Consider the following 20,265-nt stretch of genomic DNA (forward strand, 5'->3'; position numbering starts at 1 on the left):
CCCCTCGAATAGGGAAAATGACGTCCCTATTCGAGGAGAGCAATGATTTGTTAATGACTGGAGTTCTTAGCGACCTGCACTCTTTTGATGAAGAATGCTAAAACTAAGCCGATCATGGCGACGATCATGGCGAATAGGAAGGAATTCTGAATACCAGCTGTTAGCGCGAGCGGCGCATTGGCCGGATCCGTCGGATCCGCAGCGCTCCTCATAAAGCCGTTCATTCCTGCGGTCATAACACTGACAGCAACCGCCGTACCAATGGCACCCGCAACCTGCTGCAGTGTATTCATGATTGCCGTTCCATCCGGATAAAGCTCGCGCGGAAGCTGATTCAAGCCATTCGTCTGCGCTGGCATCCACACCATTGATATCCCGATCATCAAGCTGGAATGCAATACGACGATTAGAGTAAGTGTCGATGCCGTCGTAATGCCGGAGAAAAACCACAGAGCAGCGACAACGATGGCGAGACCAGGGATAACGAGCCATTTCGGACCGAATCTATCGAACAAGCCGCCCATGACAGGAGACAAAATACCGTTAATGAGGCCCCCCGGCAATAACACTAGCCCCGCTGTCAATGCGGGCAAGCCCAAGCCACTAATCAAATACATAGGCAATACGAGCATTGCAGCCAGAATCATCATCATACAAATGAACACCATCGAAGTCCCGACGACAAACATCGGATATTTGAAAGCGCGAAGGTTCATCATCGGCTGCTTCATAGTCAATTGACGAAAGGCAAAAATGATAAGCGCTACCGCGCCAATGATCATAGCTGCAATAACCTTCAGGCTGCTCCACCCATGCTCACCCTCGCCTGCGCTGCTAAATGCGAACACAATGCCGCCGAAACCGACGGACGAGAAAATAATCGAGAAGAAATCAATTTTGGGCTTCGTAATCGTAGATACATTTTGCATAAAAAAAGCGCCGAATACTAATGCAATGACGAGAAACGGCAATGACAGCCAGAAAATCCAATGCCAGCTAAGCTTATCGATCAGCAGTCCTGCAATGGTAGGACCTATAGCTGGCGCGACCATAATAACTAAGCCGATGACACCCATTGCCGCTCCGCGCTTCTCCGCTGGGAAAATAATAAGGATCGTGTTAAACATCAGCGGCAGCAATAACGCTGTCCCTACAGCTTGGATGACACGTGCTGTCATAAGCACCTCAAAGCTTGGCGCGAGCGCAGCAACGAGCGTCCCTATTGCAGAAAAGGTTACAGCGGCAATAAACAGCTGCCTTGTCGTTAACCATTGCAGCAGTAAGCCGGATATGGGAACCAAAATTCCCAAGGTAAGCAGATAACCCGTCGTTAACCATTGAACGGTCGCCGGGGAAATTTCAAATATTTGAATCAAATCACTTAACGCCACATTGAGTGCCGTTTCGCTGAACATACCGATAAAACCGCTTAATAATAAAGAAATCATAATCGGGAGCACCTTATATTTCTGCTCCGTTCGCTCGGCGGCGGCTGACATTGTTGCTTGCAGTTTCTCCACTCTCCTACTGTCTAATTATCTTTTTCTAATCATGATTTCTCATAGAGAAGGACATGTGTGAATGAGATAAGGGATACATTTCGATGCAGTCAAAAGCGGCTGCTTATCCTTATTGGTCAGCGCCAGAATAAGCGCTCCCTCAAGCAAGGAAACGACAACGACCGCTACCTCCTTCGATCTCGCCTGCTCCATACCGGTCTTCTGCAAATATTCGCCAATGACCGACTGCCAAGCCGCAAATACATCCTGACAGACGTTTCTTAGCTTTTCATTGATTGAAGAGGTCTCCACAGCCATCCAGAAACTGAACGGCATATAACCTTCAAAATCATATTTCTCCGCATCATCCGCCATATCCAGAATGAAGGCCTGCACCGCATCCGCAGCATCGGAGTGCTTCGCAAAGACGGAAGCCCACTTCTCGATGACCATATGCTTCGTACAGACAATACATTCAAGCGCCAGCTCCTCTTTTCCGTTAGGAAAATAATAATACAGGGAGCCTTTTGGGCTGTTGCTCTCCTTAATAATTTGGCTTAAGCCTGTCGCGTGATACCCTTGCGTAAAAAAAAGTCTCGCTGCCGTTCCCAAAATCGCTTGTCTGGCGTTTGGTTTATCTGTCATGCTTCACCTCAAAATTATAACGATCGGTCTATATAATGAAACCATTTTACAGCTGTGAAAGTCAACTATTATTTTAGTTGTAAAATAATGCACAATAAAAAAGAAGACAACTGGACAGCAGCCCAATTGTCTCCTTATTACGTCTGTTAATTAGAAGCCTACAGCCGCTTTCTCCGCTTGCGCGATACCATTTGCGATAATTGTCTCGGCTTGATCAGGAAGCTGAGCGTGGCCTTCAACAATTACGTTCTCGAAGTTCGTTACTCCGAAGAAGCTCATAATGTTGCGAACATAGTTGAAGGACATTTCCGCAGCAGCGGCAGGACCCTCAGAGTAAATGCCGCCGCGAGCGTTAATCAAGGCAACCTTTTTGTCAGGGATAAGACCAACCGGACCTTCAGCGGTGTAAGAGAAGGTTTTGCCTGCCTGATAAATGTAGTCAATATACGTATGAAGCACGGCCGGAATCGTCAGGTTCCAAAGCGGGAAGCCGAAAACGACCTTATCCGCCGCCAGGAATTGATCGATGTATTTGCCTGAAACCTCAACAGCCGCCTGCTCTTCAGAGGTAAGCTCCATGCCGCGAGCCGCTTTGAAGTTACCATTGATCATGTCGGCGTTCATATAAGGAAGCTCTTCCTTGAACAGGTCAAGCTCGATAATTGTATCCTCAGGATGGCTTTTTTTATAGCTGTCCAAGAAAGCATGATACAGCTTTACACTGATTGCTTGCTCAATGGCGCGATCATTTGCTTTGACGAATAATACAGTACTCATTTTGTGTACCCTCCACATGATGTTTATTTACTTTTTGTAAGTATCTTTATTGTATATAGTTTTGGAGAGGACAACATCGGCAATAAGACTGAAAAATGAATAGAAAAAAAATTTTAAGGCGTAGGCCTAGTCTTACGACAATAGTCTTAGACTATAGGACATGTACGGCGAATAAGGCAGCCTGTGTCCGATCGGACAGGTTTAATTTGCCCAAAATACTGCTAACATGCGTCTTCACTGTCTTTTCTGCTACCATTAATGTACTGGCAATTTCCTTATTGCTCATCCCTTTGGTCAACAACTGCAGCACCTCAAGCTCTCTTGGCGTCAATGTTTCAATTAATTCACGTTCTGGAAGCTTGTCAGCAGAATCTGCTTGAGGCGCTATTTGGGATAAAAGAGAGTTTGAAATGTCCGGATGAAGCTGTATGTTTCCTTTGTAGGCGCTGCGTATTGCTTCCGCAAGCTGCTCCGGCTCTACGTCCTTAAGCATATAGCCGATCGCTCCCGTTTGCAGCGCAGGCACGATGTGGCTTCGGTCGGAGAAGCTCGTAAGAACAAGCACCTTAATCGCAGGGTTTTGCTGCGCAATGAGGCTGCTCGCCTCAATACCGTCCATAATCGGCATATTCAAGTCCATTAAAATAATGTCCGGCTTTAATTCTGCTGCTTTCTCTACTGCCTCTTTCCCATTACCCGCTTCCCCGACAAGCTCGAAATCGGGCTGCATGCTGAGAAAAAACGAAATCCCCTTTAACACAATCTGATGATCATCCACCAGCATAATTTTAATTTTGAAAGCCATTTATTAATCCTCATCCCACTTTCGCTCATCCAATGGATAAGGGATCGTCGCTTTTACGCTCGTTGACGCTCCCTTACCGCTCGTAATAGACAGCTCTCCACCGAGTGTCTCGGCCCTCTCCCTCATCGATAGCATACCCATCGTTAAGCGCCCGTTAAGCATCTCTGAGGAAAAGCCTTTTCCGCTATCGGTTATTTCCAAGCTTGCCTCATGTTCGGTCTTCATAAGCTTAATATGAACCTTATTCGTTCCCGCATGTTTCTTCACATTATTTAACGCCTCTTGTCCAATTCGCCATAAAGCCTCTTCCAGCTGCCGCGGCAGCTCACGCACACCATCCGCCTGCTCGGAGACGATCAAATCCATGCTTTGTCCATAATGCTTGAGCGCAGTAAGCAGCCCATGCTCCAGACCTGCGGGGCGCAGCTGCCAGATCAGCGTTCGCATTTCCTTTAACGCCTCTTGTGAAAGCTGTCTGATCTCCTGAAGCGATCGTTCGACGATCGGCTCCTTGCCTGCGATCATGGTTTCCGCCCCTTTCGCCAAAAAGGACAAGGAAAACACCTTTTGAATGACGGAGTCATGCAAATCCCGCGCCATACGATGCCGTTCTTCTATTCGCGCAATCTCTCGCTGCTGCTCGTAAACGCGCAAATTTTCAATGCATAGCGTAAAATGATCCCCCAGGGAATACATGAAATCGCTCTGGTAGTCATCGAACTCTCTGCTTAGCGGACTGCTCATGAACAGCACGCCAAACGGTCGATTTCTTACCCGAAGCGGTATTGCGGCTGCAGATAAGAAGGGAGGTATGCCAATGGTCGATAAAGATACGCATGGCTCCTTCTGACTATCAGAAATAACAAGAAGGCGGTTCTCACGAAAGGCCGTGCTTACCGGGCCAGCTTGATCGGTTGCAAGCGACTTCCATTCCTTCAACAGTTGATTGTCTGTATAGTGAGCGCGCAGAGACAGCTGCTGCTGATCATAAATGAACAAAGACACATGCTTCCAATTAAACATTTCACCGATTCGTTTCACAGCCAGCAAAGGAAGCTGATGGATATCCTGAATCGCGTTGATCTGTTGAATGACGTCGCCCAGCTTCGCATAATGAATAGCATTTTGCTCCTGAACCTGGTAGAGGCGAATCCTTTTGACCGCTGTTCCGATCTGATACGCGACAGCCTGAAGCAGCGCCAGCTCCTCTTCGGAAAAGCTCACCTTGCCCGCTTCCGCCACGTTCAGCAGGCCGAAGCGGTCTTTTCCTGCTTTTAGAGGAACGGTCGCATGATGGGTTACCCCCTCGATATCACCAAACTGATGAGTTACTGCATACGTAATTCTGGAGCATTCTATAATATTCACAGCACGATTCAGTTTACTTTGCTTAAAGCTTTTCACGCACCAGCATTCTTCGCCGCACATGACGGCCTGATTATTCGCATTTAAAGCTTGCGGTAATTGATTTGTTGCCACACACAGCTTATCGCTTCGCTCATCTGTCATGAAGATCCAGCCGGTCGTAAAGCCGGTGACCTGCAGCAGCTTCTCAAGTACAGCATTCAGCATTTGCTCCATATCATTCATGCTGTTGAGCATTTCGGCGATTTCCTTGAGCGCCAACAGCTCATTCGCGCGAATCTCCCGGGACATGCAATCACTTCCCTTTGATTAATAATAAATAACAAGCTACTGCGCCAAGCTCAGCAACAGCGATCGATATGCCCATAGGCAGCGCGTTGGCGTCTCCACTCAGACCAACAAGCGGGGCCATCATACCGCCTAATGTAAATGAAAGCAGACCAAGCAAAGCGGATGCGCTGCCCGCTGCATGAGCATTTTTCCTCATGGCCAGCGAGAAGCCTGTTGTACTAATGATACCTACGCTGGAAACGACAAAAAACAACGGGATTAGAATAGCTGTTAATGGCGCTTCTATAATAATCATCAGCAATAAAATAACGCCTGCTGCAGCTGCAATCCCCAAACCAACCGTAAACAATCTCTGCTCCCTAAGCTTAGCAGCAAGTCTTCCCGTAATTTGACCAAATATGATGATGCCTAGACCGTTCATCGCAAATAACAGACTGAACCCTTGAGGCGTAACGCCATATAGGTTTTGCAGCACAAATGGAGAGCCTGCGATATAGGCGAACATCGCAGCCATGACAAGACCCTGCGCGAGGGCATAGCCCATAAAGTAGCGATCCCCAAGCAGTATGCCGAAGGTAGACATCGTCTGTCGCAGCCCGCCGGCCAAACGCTTCTCAGGACCGAGCGTTTCCGGCATTCCGAAGAAAACAGCAGCCAGCATAAGTACACCCCAGACAGCAAGCACGATAAATACGCCTTCCCAGGATGTAATCTTAAGCAGCTGTCCCCCCGCAATCGGAGCGAAGATAGGCGCCGCCCCGTTCACTAGCATCAGCATGGCAAAAAACTTTGTCAGTTCAGGCCCTGAATACAAATCTCTCACAATAGCACGAGATATGACGATTCCCGCGGCACCGGCAAAGCCCTGAATAAAGCGTAAAGCTACCAGCACACCGATCGATGGAGCAAAAGCGCAAAGCACAGAGGAAATCCCATAAATGGCGAGGAAGATGAGCAACGGCCGCCTTCTTCCCTGTATGTCACTCAAAGCTCCGGCCAGCAATTGTCCGACTGACAAGCCGATCATACAGGCTGTCAGACTTAGCTGAACAAGCGAGGTGCTTGTATGTAATTCCCTGCTGATGGTCGGAAATGCGGGCAAATACATGTCTAGCGAAAGCGGTCCGAACGCGGAAAGCGACCCAAGTAATATAATGAGCCACAATCGGTTGGCACTCGTTGAAGAGTCGGCATTTCTCGAATGGATTTTACTCTGATCACGCAAGCAGCACATCTCCTTCATCTCTCTGTTTCTATCGTCCTACTTTATCACCTTTCCTTTTTTTGTTCCAATACCTCTTGCATACTATAGTTTTCATTTGTCCTCCCATGCTTTGTTTGTTATGATTGTGTAAAGATTATCCGGCTACGAGGTGAATGACATGCAGAAGATTAAAGTTTTTTCGGGCACATCCAATATCCAACTCGCAAAGCAGATTTGCAAACAGCTAGAAGTACCGCTCGGGGACGTTGCGATATCCAGACAACAAAGTGGAGAAATCCATGTATCCTACCAGGAACCGATCCGAACCTGCGATGTGTTTATCGTGCAGTCGCTTTCACATCCCGTCAATGAGCATCTCATTGAGCTGCTTGTCATGATCGACGCTGCCAAACGCGCATCAGCCAAGACGATTAATATCGTCATGCCCTATTACGGCTACGCGCGACAAGAGCGGAAATCTTCGCCGCGGGAGCCAATCTCGGCGAAGATGGTAGCAGATGTCCTGACGACCGTCGGTGCCAGCCGGATCATTACCGTTGATTTGCATGCCGATCCTATCCAAGGGTTCTTCGATATTCCGGTCGATCATTTGACGGCGTTAAATTTGATTATCAAATATTTAAGAAGCAAAAACATTAAAAATCCGGTTGTCGTGTCTCCAGATGCCGGAAGAGCCTCAACAGCCGAGAAGTTAGCCGGCTTGCTCGATTGTCCGTTTGCCATCATGATCAAAAACCGTCCCGCTCACAATCAATCGGAAATTACACATATCATTGGCGAAGTTGAAGACATGACGCCGATTATTATTGAGGATTTAATCGATACGGGCAGTACAATCGTGAATGTCGTGGAGGCTCTTAAGAAAAAAGGAGCTATGGATGCCTATATTTGCGCTACACATGGGTTGTTCTCGGCCAATGCGCTGGACAAGCTGAATCATCCGAATATTCGCGAGGTCGTCATTACAGACACGATCACGATCGACGAAGCGCCTTCGGATAAGTTTGTCGTTCTCCCCATGGCACCGCTGCTTGGCACAGCGATAAAGATCATTAGCGAGGGCGGCTCACTTGACATGCTGTTTGTGCCGGAACGCAGAATGCCAGTGAAGGCGCTCGACTAGCACATATCAAAATACAAAACACCGCTTTTGCTGCTCATGCAGCTTTGGCGGTGTTTCTGTTTTTGTCAGCTTATCGCTTGGCTCGAAATAGAAGCTTATGCTCTTGAAGTGACTCCCGCTGATAGGCAACCGAAATCCCATACCTCGTAATGTCATCCTTCTTCACGCGTTTAAAGGCAAGCAAGGTTTCCACCTCTCGGCTGAATGGGAAAGGCTCCAGCTCTATCGTCTTCTCGTCCGTCCAATCGGCCAGCAGTCTCGTCTGTCCAGAGCGATCGAACCAGTATTGAAAGCCATCCGCAAACCATTCGTACTGTCCGCTGGGCGTACCAGGCTGCTCCATACATACGAACAAGGATAACTCATCGCATAAAAACAGCGCTTTCGCATGATTTTGCAGCAGCTTTAAATTCACTTTAAGCTTCTCTATAATCGAGCTTTGTCTCGCAAACTCCCTCTCAACAAACGTTACCGTATCATCGTTTCTAAACTTCTCCGCGAGCGCTGTATACAATATGCTGCCAAGCAGTGCCGCATATTCGCTTTTTTCCTGCAGTTTATCAAGTGCCATGGAATAAAAGAAAAATCGGATGTTGCCCGGATAATCGCGGAAAGAAAACGGGAGGCTCCCAGCATCGTTCCATATCGGAATTCGATCCAAGTCGATCCAGCTGCTATCATGCTCGTAGGCCGCTAGCGTTAATTCTTCTCTTCGCTCTGGGTCGGCAAACAGCTCATCGCGCCAAGCCGATATAAGATCACCCGATATTCTGGCATGATCCTGCTGGGCAATCAAAATGAATGCGTCATCATTTTCGTATACAATCATCGATACCACCCCTCCTTCATGAAAAAGTCGATGATTAGCGAGCTTCTATTTGTCCAATCAGGTTCTGCCCATCGTACGACTGCTTGATCTCCTCGTGTCGTGAGATGACAACGTCCATCAAGCATCTGTAAATTGTTGTGGCATAATCCGGTTTCAATCCATGGGTATCTGATAGCTGAATAATTTTATGAAATTGCGTGGATTCCCGCTTCGGGTCCTGCGCCTCCAGCTTATTTATCGCTTTGTACAAGCCAACCTCCTCCGTTAAAGCAAATCGCTTCGCCAGCAAGGAAATGATTTCATCATCCAATTGATCGATGCCTGCTCTTAATTCGTTCAGTCTAAATGCCTTCATACGCCTCTCCTTATCTCCGTTAGGTTTCTTATCATTGTACCATTTTCTGCACCGGAAAGGCTACGAAGATAAGCATACCGCTAGATCCAGCCTTTAGCCTGTGCGTGCTGAATGATATCAGTCTTATCTCTCCCGTCGAGCTTTGATATCATTTCCGACATGTAATTCCGAATCGTTCCGTGGCTCAAAAAAAACTGCTGACCGATCTCCTTCATTGTCGGCTCCTTGGCTGCGAGTCACAATATATCTACCTCTCGAGGGCATTTCAATATCAAGCACACATACCTTTGGTAACTTAATAGTAAAAAAAATATGTCATGCGTTAGGGAGCAGTCTCAGTCCCTTTGCATGACATTTGTCATAACCTTTTAAAATGGCATTATTGGATTTGTAAGATCCGTTTCTTACTAAGCTCACGCTTCACAACCGGTGCAACCTTCGTTGCTAAGAGCTCAATCGAAGCAGCAACCTTAGAATAAGGTACGGCGCCAATATCGAACTGGGCCATAAAACGGTTATGTCCAAAGAGCTCGTGCTGAGCTAAAATTTTCTCAACAATTTCCTCCGGACTGCCTATAGCGAGCGCGTTCACAGGACTGGTTAGCTGCTCGAACTGCTCCCTCGACAGCTGCTCTCCGCGCGCGCTTCCGCCCATGAACTGAGCAACATAGCTTGCATAATAAGGATAGAACTCATCCCTTGCTTGCTTGGATGAATTCGCGATATAACCGTGGCTCGTGATCGCAACCTTGAGCGCTTCAGGCTTGTGTCCTGCGGCTATGCCAGCGGCTTTATACACGTCAACCAAGGACTTGAACTTAGCAGGATCGCCGCCTAAAATAGCAAGCGTCATTTCTGTCCCAAGCTGTCCTGCAAGCTCAGCGCTCGATGGCGTGCCGCCTACCCCAATCGATACGGGAAGCCGTTTCTGAAGCGGCCGCGGTGCGATTTCCGCATTCTTAAGCGATGAACGCAGCTTGCCTTCCCACGTCACTCTCTTGTGCATGTTCAGCTCCAGAAGCAAATTGATTTTCTCCGAAAATAAATCTTTATAGTTGTCCAGCTCATAGCCGAATAAAGGAAAAGACTCTACATACGCGCCCCGTCCGACGATGATCTCCGCCCGACCGTCTGAGAGAAGGTCAAGCGTTGCAAAATCCTCAAACACGCGAACGGGATCCGAGGTGCCAAGCACGGTTGTCGCACTCGTTAAGCGAATACGGCTCGTTGCTTGCGCAATCGCAGCAAGCACCACCGGAGGCGAAGACACGACGAAATCAAGGCGATGATGCTCGCCGACCCCGAACACATCAAGGCCAGCTTCATCGGCAAGCTTCGCTGCCGCCACAATTTCTTTCATTCTCGCGCTAGGGCTGATCGTATGGCCCGTGACAGGATCAATACTAATATCCCCTAATGTATATATGCCAAATTCAAAAACGTTGCCTTCGTTCATTTCCGTAATAGCGCTCATAGCATGTCCTCCTTGATGTCGGCCATCATTTCATACTTCATTTATATAAGAAGACTCGTGAAATCTTCTGTGTAAATGTTAGTTACTTAACGTAAGTAATGATACATAAGTTATTTAAATGGGTCAAGCACATTTTCGAGGTGTATGCCATTCGTCCCCAATCATCCGTCAGCTTTAGCATACGTAAAAAGGCTGAAGCCTATCATACTCGCTTCAGCCTTTTTCTTATTCACTTATGATGAGTACGCCCCAAGCCTCCAACTCGAGCTTCTGGCCGAAAGCAATCAAAGCTCCCGTCAGCAGCTCCTGACCGGAAGGATGTGGATAATCGAAAATAGTCTTATCATTCGAATAGTTAAAATAATAGCGAAGCCGTTTACCCTCCGCATTCGTTCCGGATTTCACGATAAGCGGAAAGGAATGAACCTGATCTGCTCCCCATAGTCCCGCTTCCTGGACCGCACTTGCCAGCACCTTTCTAATGACAGCCCCGCTTGGCAAAGTGCCGATATAGGTAGCTGTCCCTTCGCCAAAGCGATTGCGGGTAATCGCGGCATATTCACCCCAATGCGAATGGTCGTAATAAGCCAGCACATCCGCTGTTACCGGAGTTATCAGTTCCATCCAGGTCTCTACCTTGCCGCTATCCTCACCGGTTGCGATTAGCTCGCCCTTTAAACCGACTTCATTTGGACTGACAAACATGTTGTATGTAATACCGCAGGCCTCGTGAATAATGCCTGGCTGCTGCGTGCTCCGCACCTTGACGACCTCATTCGTGAAGCCGCTCTTGAACGTGTAGACGACATGACCGCCGCCCTTGACGTATTCGTTAAGCCGCACGAGACACTCGTCAGGGACCGCATATAAGGCGGGAACAATGATCAGCTTATAGTCGTTCAGCCTTGTACTCGATGGTTGAATGAAATCGCACTCGACATTCAGCTTGTACAATTCGTCATACATGGCGCGGACAACATCATTATACGTCTTGCCGTCCGGCAGTTTAAACCATTCCAGCGCGGAGAGCGCCTCATTGCTGACCATAACCGCGACATGATTTTTCTTCGTCATATTGACTAGCTTATTGCTTAGCCGATCGAAATCAGCGCCGATCGTTTTCGCTTCGTTATAAACCGGATTCGGCAGGAAATCATGGCTTAACAGCCCTTTCCAATACGTCTCGAACGAATTATGAATGGAATGCCAATGCCAGTATGCGACCATATTTGCGCCCGATGCGAGATGACTGAACGCTTGCAGCCGCAATTGCCCGGGATATGGCGTCCAGTGCGGGAAAGCCTGCGCCTGCGTTTCCAATACCAGATAGTTGCGACCGTCCTTCAGCGAGCGGGTCATGTCGCCTCCGAACGAGATTTCAATACCGGTTAAATCATCCTGAGAAGGATGATAGATGTCAACGCCCGCGATATCGAAAGGCTTCGAGGCTGCAAAATGATCCACCGACGGTTGAACGCCGAACGAGTAACCGCGCCATTCAAAATCAAAGTTTTGCGTGACGAATTGCTCCGGCCGCTTGTACTCGTAAACAAGCGATACCTGCCATGCCAGAAACTCGTTTACAAGTCCCCGTTGAAATTTGGCAAACTCCGCACCCAAGCTGCCGTTGATCGTCCCGATTACGGACGGGAAGTCTTCCCAGCTGTTAATGCGGTTGCTCCAATAATCGAGCCCGAACAGCTTATTTACACGGTCCAGCGTCTCGTAAGTATCCCTCATGTATTTGATGAAATTCAGTTGAACATTCGGTCCAGCTGTGTCATAGTGCTTCGTCTCATTATCCGTCTGATAGCCGATGACCGCCGGATGCCCGCTTACTCGGGAAATCAGCTTGCGGATAATCCGCTCAGCATAGAAGAGATACGTGGGATTGGTGATATCCATAATTTGACGCGCTCCGTATTTGCCCGGGCCATTGGCCGTTACGGCCAGTACGTCCGGATGCTCCTTCACCATCCAAGATGGCACCGCATAGGTAGGCGTCCCCACAATGACTTGAATGCCTGCCTCCTGCATCGCGTCCAGCACTCTGTCCACGGAACTGAAATCAAATACGCCGTTTTGCGGCTCATGCGTACTCCAAGTGGATTCGGCAATCCGGACCACATTAATGCCCGCTTCCTTCATCATTCGGATGTCCTCATGCAGACGATCATAAGGCATGTATTCATCGTAATAGGCAACGCCATACAGCAATTTCTTCATCATGACCGCTCCTCTTATATGTTAGACATAAGACACGCTATCCGCAGCTTATCCTTTTACCGCGCCTTCGGCAATACCGTGCATAATGAATTTTTGGAAAAATGCATATATAATGATAACCGGAATCGCCGTCAGCACAAGCGCAGCCAAAATAAGCGACCAATCCTTGTTGTATTCGCCAAACAGCGTGTTCGTCGATAATATAAGCGTAAATTTGCTCGAGTCCGTCAGCATGAGCAGCGGCAGCAGGAAGTCATTCCAAATCCATAGGAAATCCAGAATCGCAATTGTTACCGTAATCGGTACAAGCAGCGGGAAAATAATGCGGAAGAACGTCTGGAATTCGTTGCAGCCATCGATTTGCGCCGCTTCCTCCAGCTCCCTTGGAATCGACTTCACGAAGCCATGATAAAGGAATATCGCCATATTTACGCCAAGTCCGATATATATAATTGCCAACCCATAGGTACTTCCTTGAACAGACAGGGAGTTGGCCATTCTTGTCAACGGAATCATAATCGAATGAAACGGAACAAGCATCGATGCGATGAACAGGAAAAAGATGATATTGCTTAATTTCCCGCTTGTCCGGGACAGCTTATAGCCCGCCAGCGACGCGCAAAACACGATGCCTCCGATGCCCAGCACCGAGATAATAACCGAATTGAGCGTGCTTCCCAGCAAGTTAATTTTTTCAAATGCATCGATGTAATTATTAAATTGAAGGCTTGTCGGCAACGATACGAATGAGCGGAACATTTCTCCTTGCGTCTTAAAGGAATTAATGATCGCCAAATAAATTGGGAAGAAGGAAATGGCCGCACCTACCGACAAGATGACCGTAATAAGCAGGGAGGTTGATTTTTTCTGTCTCATGCTTCCACCTCTCTTTTCTTCATGACGCGAATTTGAATAAACGTGAATATAAGAATAATAAGGAATAGGATAACTGATTTGGCGCTCGCATAGCCATAACGGAAGTTATTTGAGAACGCTTCTTCGAAAATATTCATCGTAATAACCTGTGTGCTGCGGCCGGGGCCGCCTCCGGTTAAGCCATAAACGACCTCGAATACCTTAAAAGCGCCATTGAGCGTCAAGAAGAAGCAAATCGTAATCGCATGTGTGATCATCGGCAGCGTGACGTTGCGGAACGTCTGGAAAGGCGTAGCACCGTCAATAACCGCCGCTTCCTTTAAGCTTTGCGGCACGCCCTGCAGGCCGGCCAAATATATAATCATCATGTAGCCGACGCCATTCCAAAGCGATACGATAAGAATCGAAAAGAAGGAAACGTTCGGATCGCCGATCCATGCTTGATCAAGAAACGTAATCGCCGTCTTCTCCGCAAGCTGCGGCAGCACCTGAGCAAAAACAAACGTCCACATAAACGCGCTGATGATCGTGCTGATCATATTCGGCATGAAGAAGATCGTCCGGAAGAAGCCTTTGCTTCTTGTACGGGATTCGATAAGAACGGCGAGTCCTAAGGCGAATACATTTTGCAAAACGATCATGAACAGCACATATTTCAAGGTGAACCATAAGGAATGGATAAAATCAGGATCTTCCGTCAGCGCTTCCACAAAATTGCCGAAGCCGATAAATTCATAGCTGCGATTCAAGCCGTTCCAATCGGTAAAGCTGTAAAACATGCCGCCCAGCGTCGGAATTAATAGAAATATAGCATAAAGAATGAATGCGGGCGCAACGAACGCAAATAATGAAACGAATTTTTTGTAGCTTTTAGCCGGCACGGTTTTCGCCCCTCTCCTGTTTTGTCTATATAAAATCGGGAGGAAGAAGATTTAGCCTTCCTTCCTCCCATCTTACCGCTGTTACTTGTTCACTTTGTTATAAGATTTCCAAGCCTTGTCAAGCGCTTTCAGCACGTCGTCCTGCGACAGTTGACCAGCATAATAAGCTTGAAGCCCTTTACCAACCTCGTCCTTAACGGATTGCGGGATGGCCGGATCCTGATACGATTTGCCCTCTTTCACATAGGCGGTCGCATCATTTACCCATGGGTAACTCTCATACGTATGAACCGTTGCGATCGGATTGAATTTCAACGCCTGGAAGAAGTCGTTTGAAGCCTGGTCATCAAGCACATAGTTAATAAAGTCAAGCGCTACCTCTTTATTTTTGCTCGATTTCGATACTGCTAAGGAAGTAGATGCGCTCAGGTTGATAAGGGTAGCTTCCGGATTATCGTTAATTGGCAGTGGTGCTACGCCGAACTCCATGTCAGGATTCGATTTCAAAATCGTCTCCGCATACCATGGTCCCTGCAGCCACATTGCGCCCTTGCCGGCCGCGAATGCCGCAGCGCCATCGTCACCGCCGACTTCTGTCGCTTTATCTGTCCCGTTAGCGTTAATCAAGTCGAAAACATCAAACATGGCTTTCATTTCAGTAAAGGAACCCTCATCCTTATTCATCCGTTCAATGAAATCAGAGTTTTCGGTATTGATCAGTGCGCCAGCCGCAAGCGGAAGAACAAGCTGAGGTATCCAAGATTCCTTGTAAGACAGGACGAATGGCGTAATATTATTCTCCTTCAGCTTCTCGATAACCGCTTTCATTTCTGTTATCGTAGTTGGCGGAGTAAGTCCAAGCTCCGTGAAAATTTGTTTATTGTACAGATAGCCCCACGACAACGTTTCCAGAGGCACAGCTACTACTTTGCCATCCGTAGTCGTAACCGATGGTTTCACACTGTCCAGCAGTTTGCCTACGAAAGGCTGATCAGACAAATCCTCCAAATAACCTGCTTTATAGTAGGAAGGAATTTCGTTGATGGCATGAAGCGCGAAAATGTCAGGAGCATCATTGGATGCAAGACGCGTCTTCAAAATTTGCGCCGCATTGTCCGCTGTCGGCATCTCAAGCTGAACGGATAAGTCGATATTTTTCTCTGCCTTCTCCTTGGCTACGAAATCCGCTATATATTTGTCGTAATGCTCCTTTAAACGCGGTTGAGCGATGAACATTTTCAGCTTGACGCTTTTCGCTCCGCCACTATCGGACGCGCCCTCAGTATTCCCAGCATTGTTCGTATTACTACCGCAGCCTGCAAGCATGGTCGCTGCCAATGCCGTAATCAGTAATCCTTTAAATATTTTTTTCATTTGTTGTAGACCTCCCAATGACTTGTTTTGTTTACGCTTTCATTATATCTGTATTATGAAAGCGTTTAATTGGACGGATTTAGACTGATTGGTTGGATTATTTTAAACCTCGCCGCTTTTCCTCATTTCTCCCGGCGCTACGCCAAAATGCTTCTTAAACACACGATAAAAGTAGGATACGTCTTCATAACCGGCCATTTCCGCGATCGACTTGATCGGAATACTCTCATCCGCAAGCCACTCCCTCGCCTTGTCCATACGCAAATAAAGCATATAGTCAGTTACGTTACGTCCATATTCCTGCTTGAACATTTTGCTCAAATATTCCTTGCTCACAAAAAATACACTAGCCAGCTGTTCTAGGCTGACCGACTCGGAGTAATGCATCTCCATGAACTGTCTGACCTCTTCTAAATTTAATTTATTTTTAAACTTCCGGTGTTGAATAAGCTGCTCTATGATTTCTGTATATTGATTGGTGAGAAAATGAATCGTATTCTCGGCTGAATCGAATGTTTCCTGTTCATATATGAACTGCAACCCTTCGACTTCCATGGAATTGGAAACCATTAGCTCCTTCAGAAGCAGAAGCAACTCCTGCGTTACCTGCTCCAACATGCCCGCCTTCGTCACGTTGCATCGCTGCAGCTCTTCCTTTAGCTGATGAAACGTTGCGTTTGTACCTTCCCTATGAAGCTCGTTGAAGTGAGAGCGTAATAATCGCTTATAAGAACCTAATAAATAAGAAATATCGAGGTCCAGCGACAACGAGGTCCGCTCTCTTTGAACCGCTTCGATCGCGTCTTTACAGTTTTGCAGCGCAGCATTCAGCTCCTTCGGGTCGACCGGTTTAAGCAAATAATCAACAGCTTTGTTCTGAAGCGCGTGCTTTGCATATTGAAAATCATCATAACCGCTCACGACAATCGTTCTTATGTCCGGATGTTGTTCATTAAGCATTTGAAGCAGCTGAACACCGTCCGCGCCGGGCATGCGCATATCCGTAATAACCATGTGCGGCGCTAATGACGCAATCAGCCTCAGTGCCTCTAGCCCGTCATCCGCCTCTCCCACGATTTCCAGACCAAGCCTCTCCCACTCTCCGAACGCTTTAATAATATTTCTCGTCCAGCTCTCATCATCAACCAGTAGTACTTTAAGCATGCCGCTCACCTCCATTTTCCGTAGGTATTCTCACCGTTACGGCCGTTCCTTCCCCTAGTTCGCTGTCAATCTCAATGCCAAACCCGGGTCCAAAATGCATATGAATGCGGGACGCGACGTTCTGAATCCCAATTCTGTTGCCGTGCGTCCATACTTGTCCGCTCTGATTATTCAATCTCCTTCGAAGGCTTGCCAGCTTCTCCTCGCGAATGCCAACGCCATTGTCGCTGATACGAATGTTTACCGCCCCTCCGGAGAGGCAGATCGACAAATCAACCTTCCAACTGCCCGATTTCGTATCCAAGCCATGGAAAAAAGCATTTTCGACAATCGGCTGCAGCGTCAGCTTAGGGATGGGGCACTGCAAAGTATACTCATCGATATCGGTCGTATAGCTTAGACGCTCCCCGAATCGCTGCTGCTGAATCCGCATGTAATGGTTAAGATGATCAATCTCCGATTTCAGCGTAGCCAGATCATCCGGCTCCCGGATGACGTAACGAAACATTTCGCTAAGTGAGCGAATAATTTCATAGCTTTCTGCCGGTTTTTTCGTAAACAGCATGCTGCCGATCATTTGAAGCGTATTTTGCAAAAAATGCGGGTTAATTTGCGCTTGAAGCGCTTTGAGCTCAGCCGTTTTTTTCTCCAGACTGATGCTGTATTCCGTCTTAATATGTTCCTTTATGCGGTAAGACATGTTATAGAGCTTAGTCTCCAGCAGACCGATCTCGTCCACCCTGTTGCTAAGCGGAAATTCCGTCTCCTTGATCAAGCCGAGTCCCTGTATCGATCTGGCCAAATTTACGATCGGCGTTGCTGTCCGCCAAGCCAGCAGAAATGCAATCAAGATCGATACCGCCACGGACACCGCGCCTACGACAAGCCCGAAATGCATCGTTGCCCGTGCGCTCTTATTAATAAAGGTATTGGGAACGATCGTAACTAGCTTCAAGCCGACAGGATCAATCGTATTGTAGAAGACATATTGTTTTGCCATTTGAAAATAACCCTGCTCGTCTGCCGTTTGCGCGATGCGCTCCATTGTCTCTTTGGACGGAGCTTCGCCGTTAGGCTGGTAGAGAATGCTGCCGTCAGAACCGGCGATCAGTACGGTATGATCTTCTCCTCGTCTTAACAAATCAAGTGTCTGATCCAGCATCGACCACCGGATCGTTAACGAAATTCCGCCGATCTTCTCCTGATTTTCAAAACGGTTGATGCTGCGTATCAGCTGAAATTCACCGCTCTCCCCGCCGTCTGAGCGTATGATAAAGTCTATATTTTGCTCGAACAGCTCCTTATAAGGCTCAGGAATGCCAGCCGCCTCTTCGATATCGCTTTGCGACGCGTTGATCGTAAATAATTTATTCGGCTCCTTCAAATAGAGCTGGGCCCCAATGACATGATTACCCCCCGAATAAAAAAGACTGGTCAGCGTATCGATAATATTCCTCTGTGCGGCAAATTGACTGGGCAATCCGTCCTCCTCGATGTTGGCTAAATAATCCCTTAAATGCGGGCTAATAAGAACGGTATAGATTAAATTGTTCAATTGTGCGAACTGCTCGCCCAAGTAAATTCCGGTCCACTTCATATTGGACTGGCTTGTGCCGATTACTTCAGCCTCCATCGATTTGCGGTTATTTTCCGCCGCAAGCCCGGTGACCGCGATAATCGGAATGACAGACAAAATAATCATCGTAAAAATAAGCTTGTTGCGGATACTTCTCCGGAAAGGCTCCGACAGCTTTCGCATAAACCTAGTTAACATAGCGGTTAGACCCCCCTTGCTAATATCTCGCTATAGGTTACCCGAATGCTGTTAGATTGATATGAGCAAAAGACTAACGCCCCGCTTTGCAAGCAGGCGTTAGTCTTGGCTGTTCGTCATTAGCAGCTGGCAATGACGATCGTATGGAAAGATTCCGGCTCGAGCTCGAAGACGCGGAGCGTAGAGTCGATCGTTAATTTTAGCTCCCTCGAATCCTTGAACGGATTCGTAATAACTAGCACCTGAGTACCGTCAGGCTTCTCAAAGCCAATTGCGTTGCCGGCCCACGGGCCCTTGAGCCCGATTCTCCGGTCATCCGGTCCCGTGAAGTGCGAAAAATGCTTCATCACGTAAAATTCGGGGTTGCGCGTCACTTTCTTGTTAGAAGGATCGACTGTAAGCATCGCGTTTTGCTCCCAGCCCCAGGTGCTTCTGCCCTTCGGCTCAAGCACCATATTCCAATAAATATAGGCGTTCACGCCGTTCGAGAAATAGTGCTGATACAGATTGAATACATATCTAGCATAAAACCATGTGTTCTCTCCGTCACCGCACTCATTCTCCGTCTGCATGTATCTGAGCTCCGGGTAGCTTTGAACGGTTCGCTGAATCGCATGCTTGCCGGCCCACTGATAGCCGACGCCCTTAATATATTTATAGGCTTCCGGATCACTGAGCACCGTATTCGCATAGGTGTCGAAATCGGTCGCTTTTTTCTTCAGCCATTCGTCCCAAGGCTCAGGCGCATTAATCGTGCCCAGCCAAATTTCGGTATCAAGGCCATACCGCTCGAACGCCGGACCCAAATAATCGCGAATAAATTCGCGAAGCTGCTCGCCTGTCCATACGCAGGATGGAAACTTCTGATCGGCAACAACCTCATTTTGCACATGCACCTGATGGATCGTAATGCCTTCCTCCGCATACGCCTTCACAAACTTAACAAAGTATAACGCATACGCCTCCAAAATGTCATTCTCCCAGCGCAGCGTGCCGTAATTATAAGCTTTCGGAAATTTCATCCAGGTCGGCGGACTCCAAGGCGAAGCGAACAGCTTCAAATTCGGATTAAGCTTCAGCGCTTCCTTAATATAGGGGATTAAGTATTGACGGTCGCGTTCAATGGAAAAATGTTCCATGGCTACATCGCCGTCCGTTTCATTCAAGCTATACCATTCGAGAGCATAATCGCTTGCGCCCATCGGAAGACGGCAAATGCTGAATTTGTGTTCGCCATCCGGGTGAAATAGCGCATGCAGCTGGCTGGCTTTATCCGCTTCAGACAAATGCGCGAGCGCTGTGTAGCCGAGCTCGTTAAAGCAGCCGCCAAAGCCCTCCAACCGTTGATGCCGTTCGTTAGTGAAGGCCAGATTTGCATGATTTTCTGCGGCTGCCGCAGGCATTTGCTTTTCTACCCATCTTGACTGCTCTGTACTCGATACCCATTGTATTCTCTTTTCGGTCATAACTGCAATTCATCTCCTTACAGAATTTATATATGTTGATTATCAGCACAGTTGTCATTCCAGCTTCAACCTTCCGTTATGATTACGCTTTCATTATAGCTTGAATATGAAAGCGT

At 47.7% G+C, this 20,265-nt stretch carries 18 protein-coding genes; 1 reads left to right on the plus strand and 17 read right to left on the minus strand.

Annotated features, from left to right (window positions below):
- Positions 1 to 50: 50 nt before the first annotated feature.
- From ACO9K6_RS07185 to ACO9K6_RS07210, 6 genes are all read right to left on the minus strand, one after another.
- Positions 51 to 1,499, minus strand: coding sequence for a DHA2 family efflux MFS transporter permease subunit (locus tag ACO9K6_RS07185; protein WP_424766917.1), 1,449 nt, complete (start codon positions 1,497 to 1,499; stop codon positions 51 to 53).
- A 60-nt stretch (positions 1,500 to 1,559) separates the two neighbouring features.
- Positions 1,560 to 2,144 carry a TetR/AcrR family transcriptional regulator gene (locus ACO9K6_RS07190; protein WP_424766858.1) on the minus strand — a complete coding sequence of 195 codons (585 nt, stop codon included), beginning with the start codon at positions 2,142 to 2,144 and terminating at the stop codon, positions 1,560 to 1,562.
- A 150-nt stretch (positions 2,145 to 2,294) separates the two neighbouring features.
- Positions 2,295 to 2,921 (minus strand): FMN-dependent NADH-azoreductase, encoded by a 627-nt coding sequence (locus ACO9K6_RS07195; protein ID WP_424766859.1) that lies wholly within the window; start codon positions 2,919 to 2,921, stop codon positions 2,295 to 2,297.
- Positions 2,922 to 3,072: 151 nt separating this feature from the next.
- Entirely contained in the window at positions 3,073 to 3,726 is a 654-nt protein-coding gene (locus ACO9K6_RS07200; protein WP_424766860.1) for a response regulator, read from the minus strand.
- A 3-nt stretch (positions 3,727 to 3,729) separates the two neighbouring features.
- A complete protein-coding gene (locus ACO9K6_RS07205; protein ID WP_424766861.1) occupies positions 3,730 to 5,382 on the minus strand; it encodes a GAF domain-containing protein in 1,653 nt (550 codons plus the stop codon).
- Positions 5,383 to 5,386: 4 nt separating this feature from the next.
- A complete protein-coding gene (locus tag ACO9K6_RS07210; protein ID WP_424766862.1) occupies positions 5,387 to 6,607 on the minus strand; it encodes a multidrug effflux MFS transporter in 1,221 nt (406 codons plus the stop codon).
- Between the two features lie 157 nt (positions 6,608 to 6,764).
- On the opposite strand from ACO9K6_RS07210, the gene ACO9K6_RS07215 reads away from it, so the two are divergent.
- Positions 6,765 to 7,730: a ribose-phosphate diphosphokinase gene (locus tag ACO9K6_RS07215; protein ID WP_424766863.1), complete on the plus strand. Its 966-nt coding sequence runs from the start codon at positions 6,765 to 6,767 to the stop codon at positions 7,728 to 7,730.
- Positions 7,731 to 7,800: 70 nt separating this feature from the next.
- Here the strand turns inward: ACO9K6_RS07215 and ACO9K6_RS07220 are convergent, their stop codons facing one another.
- The 11 genes from ACO9K6_RS07220 to ACO9K6_RS07270 all read right to left on the minus strand — a co-directional run bounded on the left by ACO9K6_RS07220 (position 7,801) and on the right by ACO9K6_RS07270 (position 20,149).
- The gene (locus ACO9K6_RS07220; protein WP_424766864.1) at positions 7,801 to 8,559 is read right to left on the minus strand and encodes a DUF3891 family protein; all 759 of its coding nucleotides are present in this window, start codon (positions 8,557 to 8,559) and stop codon (positions 7,801 to 7,803) included.
- Between the two features lie 34 nt (positions 8,560 to 8,593).
- A complete protein-coding gene (locus ACO9K6_RS07225; protein ID WP_424766865.1) occupies positions 8,594 to 8,914 on the minus strand; it encodes a chorismate mutase in 321 nt (106 codons plus the stop codon).
- Positions 8,915 to 8,994: 80 nt separating this feature from the next.
- Positions 8,995 to 9,129: a LuxR C-terminal-related transcriptional regulator gene (locus ACO9K6_RS07230; protein ID WP_424766866.1), complete on the minus strand. Its 135-nt coding sequence runs from the start codon at positions 9,127 to 9,129 to the stop codon at positions 8,995 to 8,997.
- 164 nt (positions 9,130 to 9,293) lie between these two features.
- Complete coding sequence (locus ACO9K6_RS07235; protein ID WP_424766867.1) at positions 9,294 to 10,388, minus strand: LLM class flavin-dependent oxidoreductase; 1,095 nt, start codon at positions 10,386 to 10,388, stop codon at positions 9,294 to 9,296.
- Between the two features lie 225 nt (positions 10,389 to 10,613).
- The gene (locus ACO9K6_RS07240) at positions 10,614 to 12,614 is read right to left on the minus strand and encodes a beta-galactosidase (protein ID WP_424766918.1); all 2,001 of its coding nucleotides are present in this window, start codon (positions 12,612 to 12,614) and stop codon (positions 10,614 to 10,616) included.
- Positions 12,615 to 12,662: 48 nt separating this feature from the next.
- On the minus strand, positions 12,663 to 13,490 hold the full coding sequence (locus ACO9K6_RS07245) for a carbohydrate ABC transporter permease (RefSeq protein ID WP_424766868.1): 828 nt from the start codon (positions 13,488 to 13,490) through the stop codon (positions 12,663 to 12,665).
- Positions 13,487 to 14,371, minus strand: a complete 885-nt coding sequence (locus tag ACO9K6_RS07250) for a carbohydrate ABC transporter permease (RefSeq protein WP_424766869.1) — start codon at positions 14,369 to 14,371, stop codon at positions 13,487 to 13,489. Before ACO9K6_RS07250 ends, ACO9K6_RS07245 begins: the two co-directional genes overlap by 4 nt.
- An 81-nt stretch (positions 14,372 to 14,452) precedes the next feature.
- Positions 14,453 to 15,745 (minus strand): ABC transporter substrate-binding protein, encoded by a 1,293-nt coding sequence (locus tag ACO9K6_RS07255; RefSeq protein WP_424766870.1) that lies wholly within the window; start codon positions 15,743 to 15,745, stop codon positions 14,453 to 14,455.
- Between the two features lie 102 nt (positions 15,746 to 15,847).
- Positions 15,848 to 16,909, minus strand: a complete 1,062-nt coding sequence (locus ACO9K6_RS07260) for a response regulator transcription factor (protein ID WP_424766871.1) — start codon at positions 16,907 to 16,909, stop codon at positions 15,848 to 15,850.
- Entirely contained in the window at positions 16,902 to 18,683 is a 1,782-nt protein-coding gene (locus ACO9K6_RS07265; protein WP_424766872.1) for a sensor histidine kinase, read from the minus strand. Before ACO9K6_RS07265 ends, ACO9K6_RS07260 begins: the two co-directional genes overlap by 8 nt.
- Positions 18,684 to 18,802: 119 nt before the next feature.
- Complete coding sequence (locus ACO9K6_RS07270) at positions 18,803 to 20,149, minus strand: glycoside hydrolase family 30 protein (RefSeq protein ID WP_424766873.1); 1,347 nt, start codon at positions 20,147 to 20,149, stop codon at positions 18,803 to 18,805.
- Positions 20,150 to 20,265: the final 116 nt, after the last annotated feature.

The organism is Paenibacillus praedii (assembly GCF_049725345.1).
In the GTDB taxonomy this organism is placed as follows: Bacteria; Bacillota; Bacilli; order Paenibacillales; family Paenibacillaceae; genus Pristimantibacillus.

Coding starts and splice junctions, on each gene's coding strand:
- ACO9K6_RS07185 (WP_424766917.1), bottom strand. CDS start 1,499: ATGTCAGCCGCCGCCGAGCGAACGGAGCAGAAATATAAGGTGCTCCCG.
- ACO9K6_RS07190 (WP_424766858.1), bottom strand. CDS start 2,144: ATGACAGATAAACCAAACGCCAGACAAGCGATTTTGGGAACGGCAGCG.
- ACO9K6_RS07195 (WP_424766859.1), bottom strand. CDS start 2,921: ATGAGTACTGTATTATTCGTCAAAGCAAATGATCGCGCCATTGAGCAA.
- ACO9K6_RS07200 (WP_424766860.1), bottom strand. CDS start 3,726: ATGGCTTTCAAAATTAAAATTATGCTGGTGGATGATCATCAGATTGTG.
- ACO9K6_RS07205 (WP_424766861.1), bottom strand. CDS start 5,382: ATGTCCCGGGAGATTCGCGCGAATGAGCTGTTGGCGCTCAAGGAAATC.
- ACO9K6_RS07215 (WP_424766863.1), top strand. CDS start 6,765: ATGCAGAAGATTAAAGTTTTTTCGGGCACATCCAATATCCAACTCGCA.
- ACO9K6_RS07220 (WP_424766864.1), bottom strand. CDS start 8,559: ATGATTGTATACGAAAATGATGACGCATTCATTTTGATTGCCCAGCAG.
- ACO9K6_RS07225 (WP_424766865.1), bottom strand. CDS start 8,914: ATGAAGGCATTTAGACTGAACGAATTAAGAGCAGGCATCGATCAATTG.
- ACO9K6_RS07230 (WP_424766866.1), bottom strand. CDS start 9,129: ATGAAGGAGATCGGTCAGCAGTTTTTTTTGAGCCACGGAACGATTCGG.
- ACO9K6_RS07235 (WP_424766867.1), bottom strand. CDS start 10,388: ATGAGCGCTATTACGGAAATGAACGAAGGCAACGTTTTTGAATTTGGC.
- ACO9K6_RS07240 (WP_424766918.1), bottom strand. CDS start 12,614: ATGAAGAAATTGCTGTATGGCGTTGCCTATTACGATGAATACATGCCT.
- ACO9K6_RS07245 (WP_424766868.1), bottom strand. CDS start 13,490: ATGAGACAGAAAAAATCAACCTCCCTGCTTATTACGGTCATCTTGTCG.
- ACO9K6_RS07255 (WP_424766870.1), bottom strand. CDS start 15,745: ATGAAAAAAATATTTAAAGGATTACTGATTACGGCATTGGCAGCGACC.
- ACO9K6_RS07260 (WP_424766871.1), bottom strand. CDS start 16,909: ATGCTTAAAGTACTACTGGTTGATGATGAGAGCTGGACGAGAAATATT.
- ACO9K6_RS07265 (WP_424766872.1), bottom strand. CDS start 18,683: ATGTTAACTAGGTTTATGCGAAAGCTGTCGGAGCCTTTCCGGAGAAGT.
- ACO9K6_RS07270 (WP_424766873.1), bottom strand. CDS start 20,149: ATGACCGAAAAGAGAATACAATGGGTATCGAGTACAGAGCAGTCAAGA.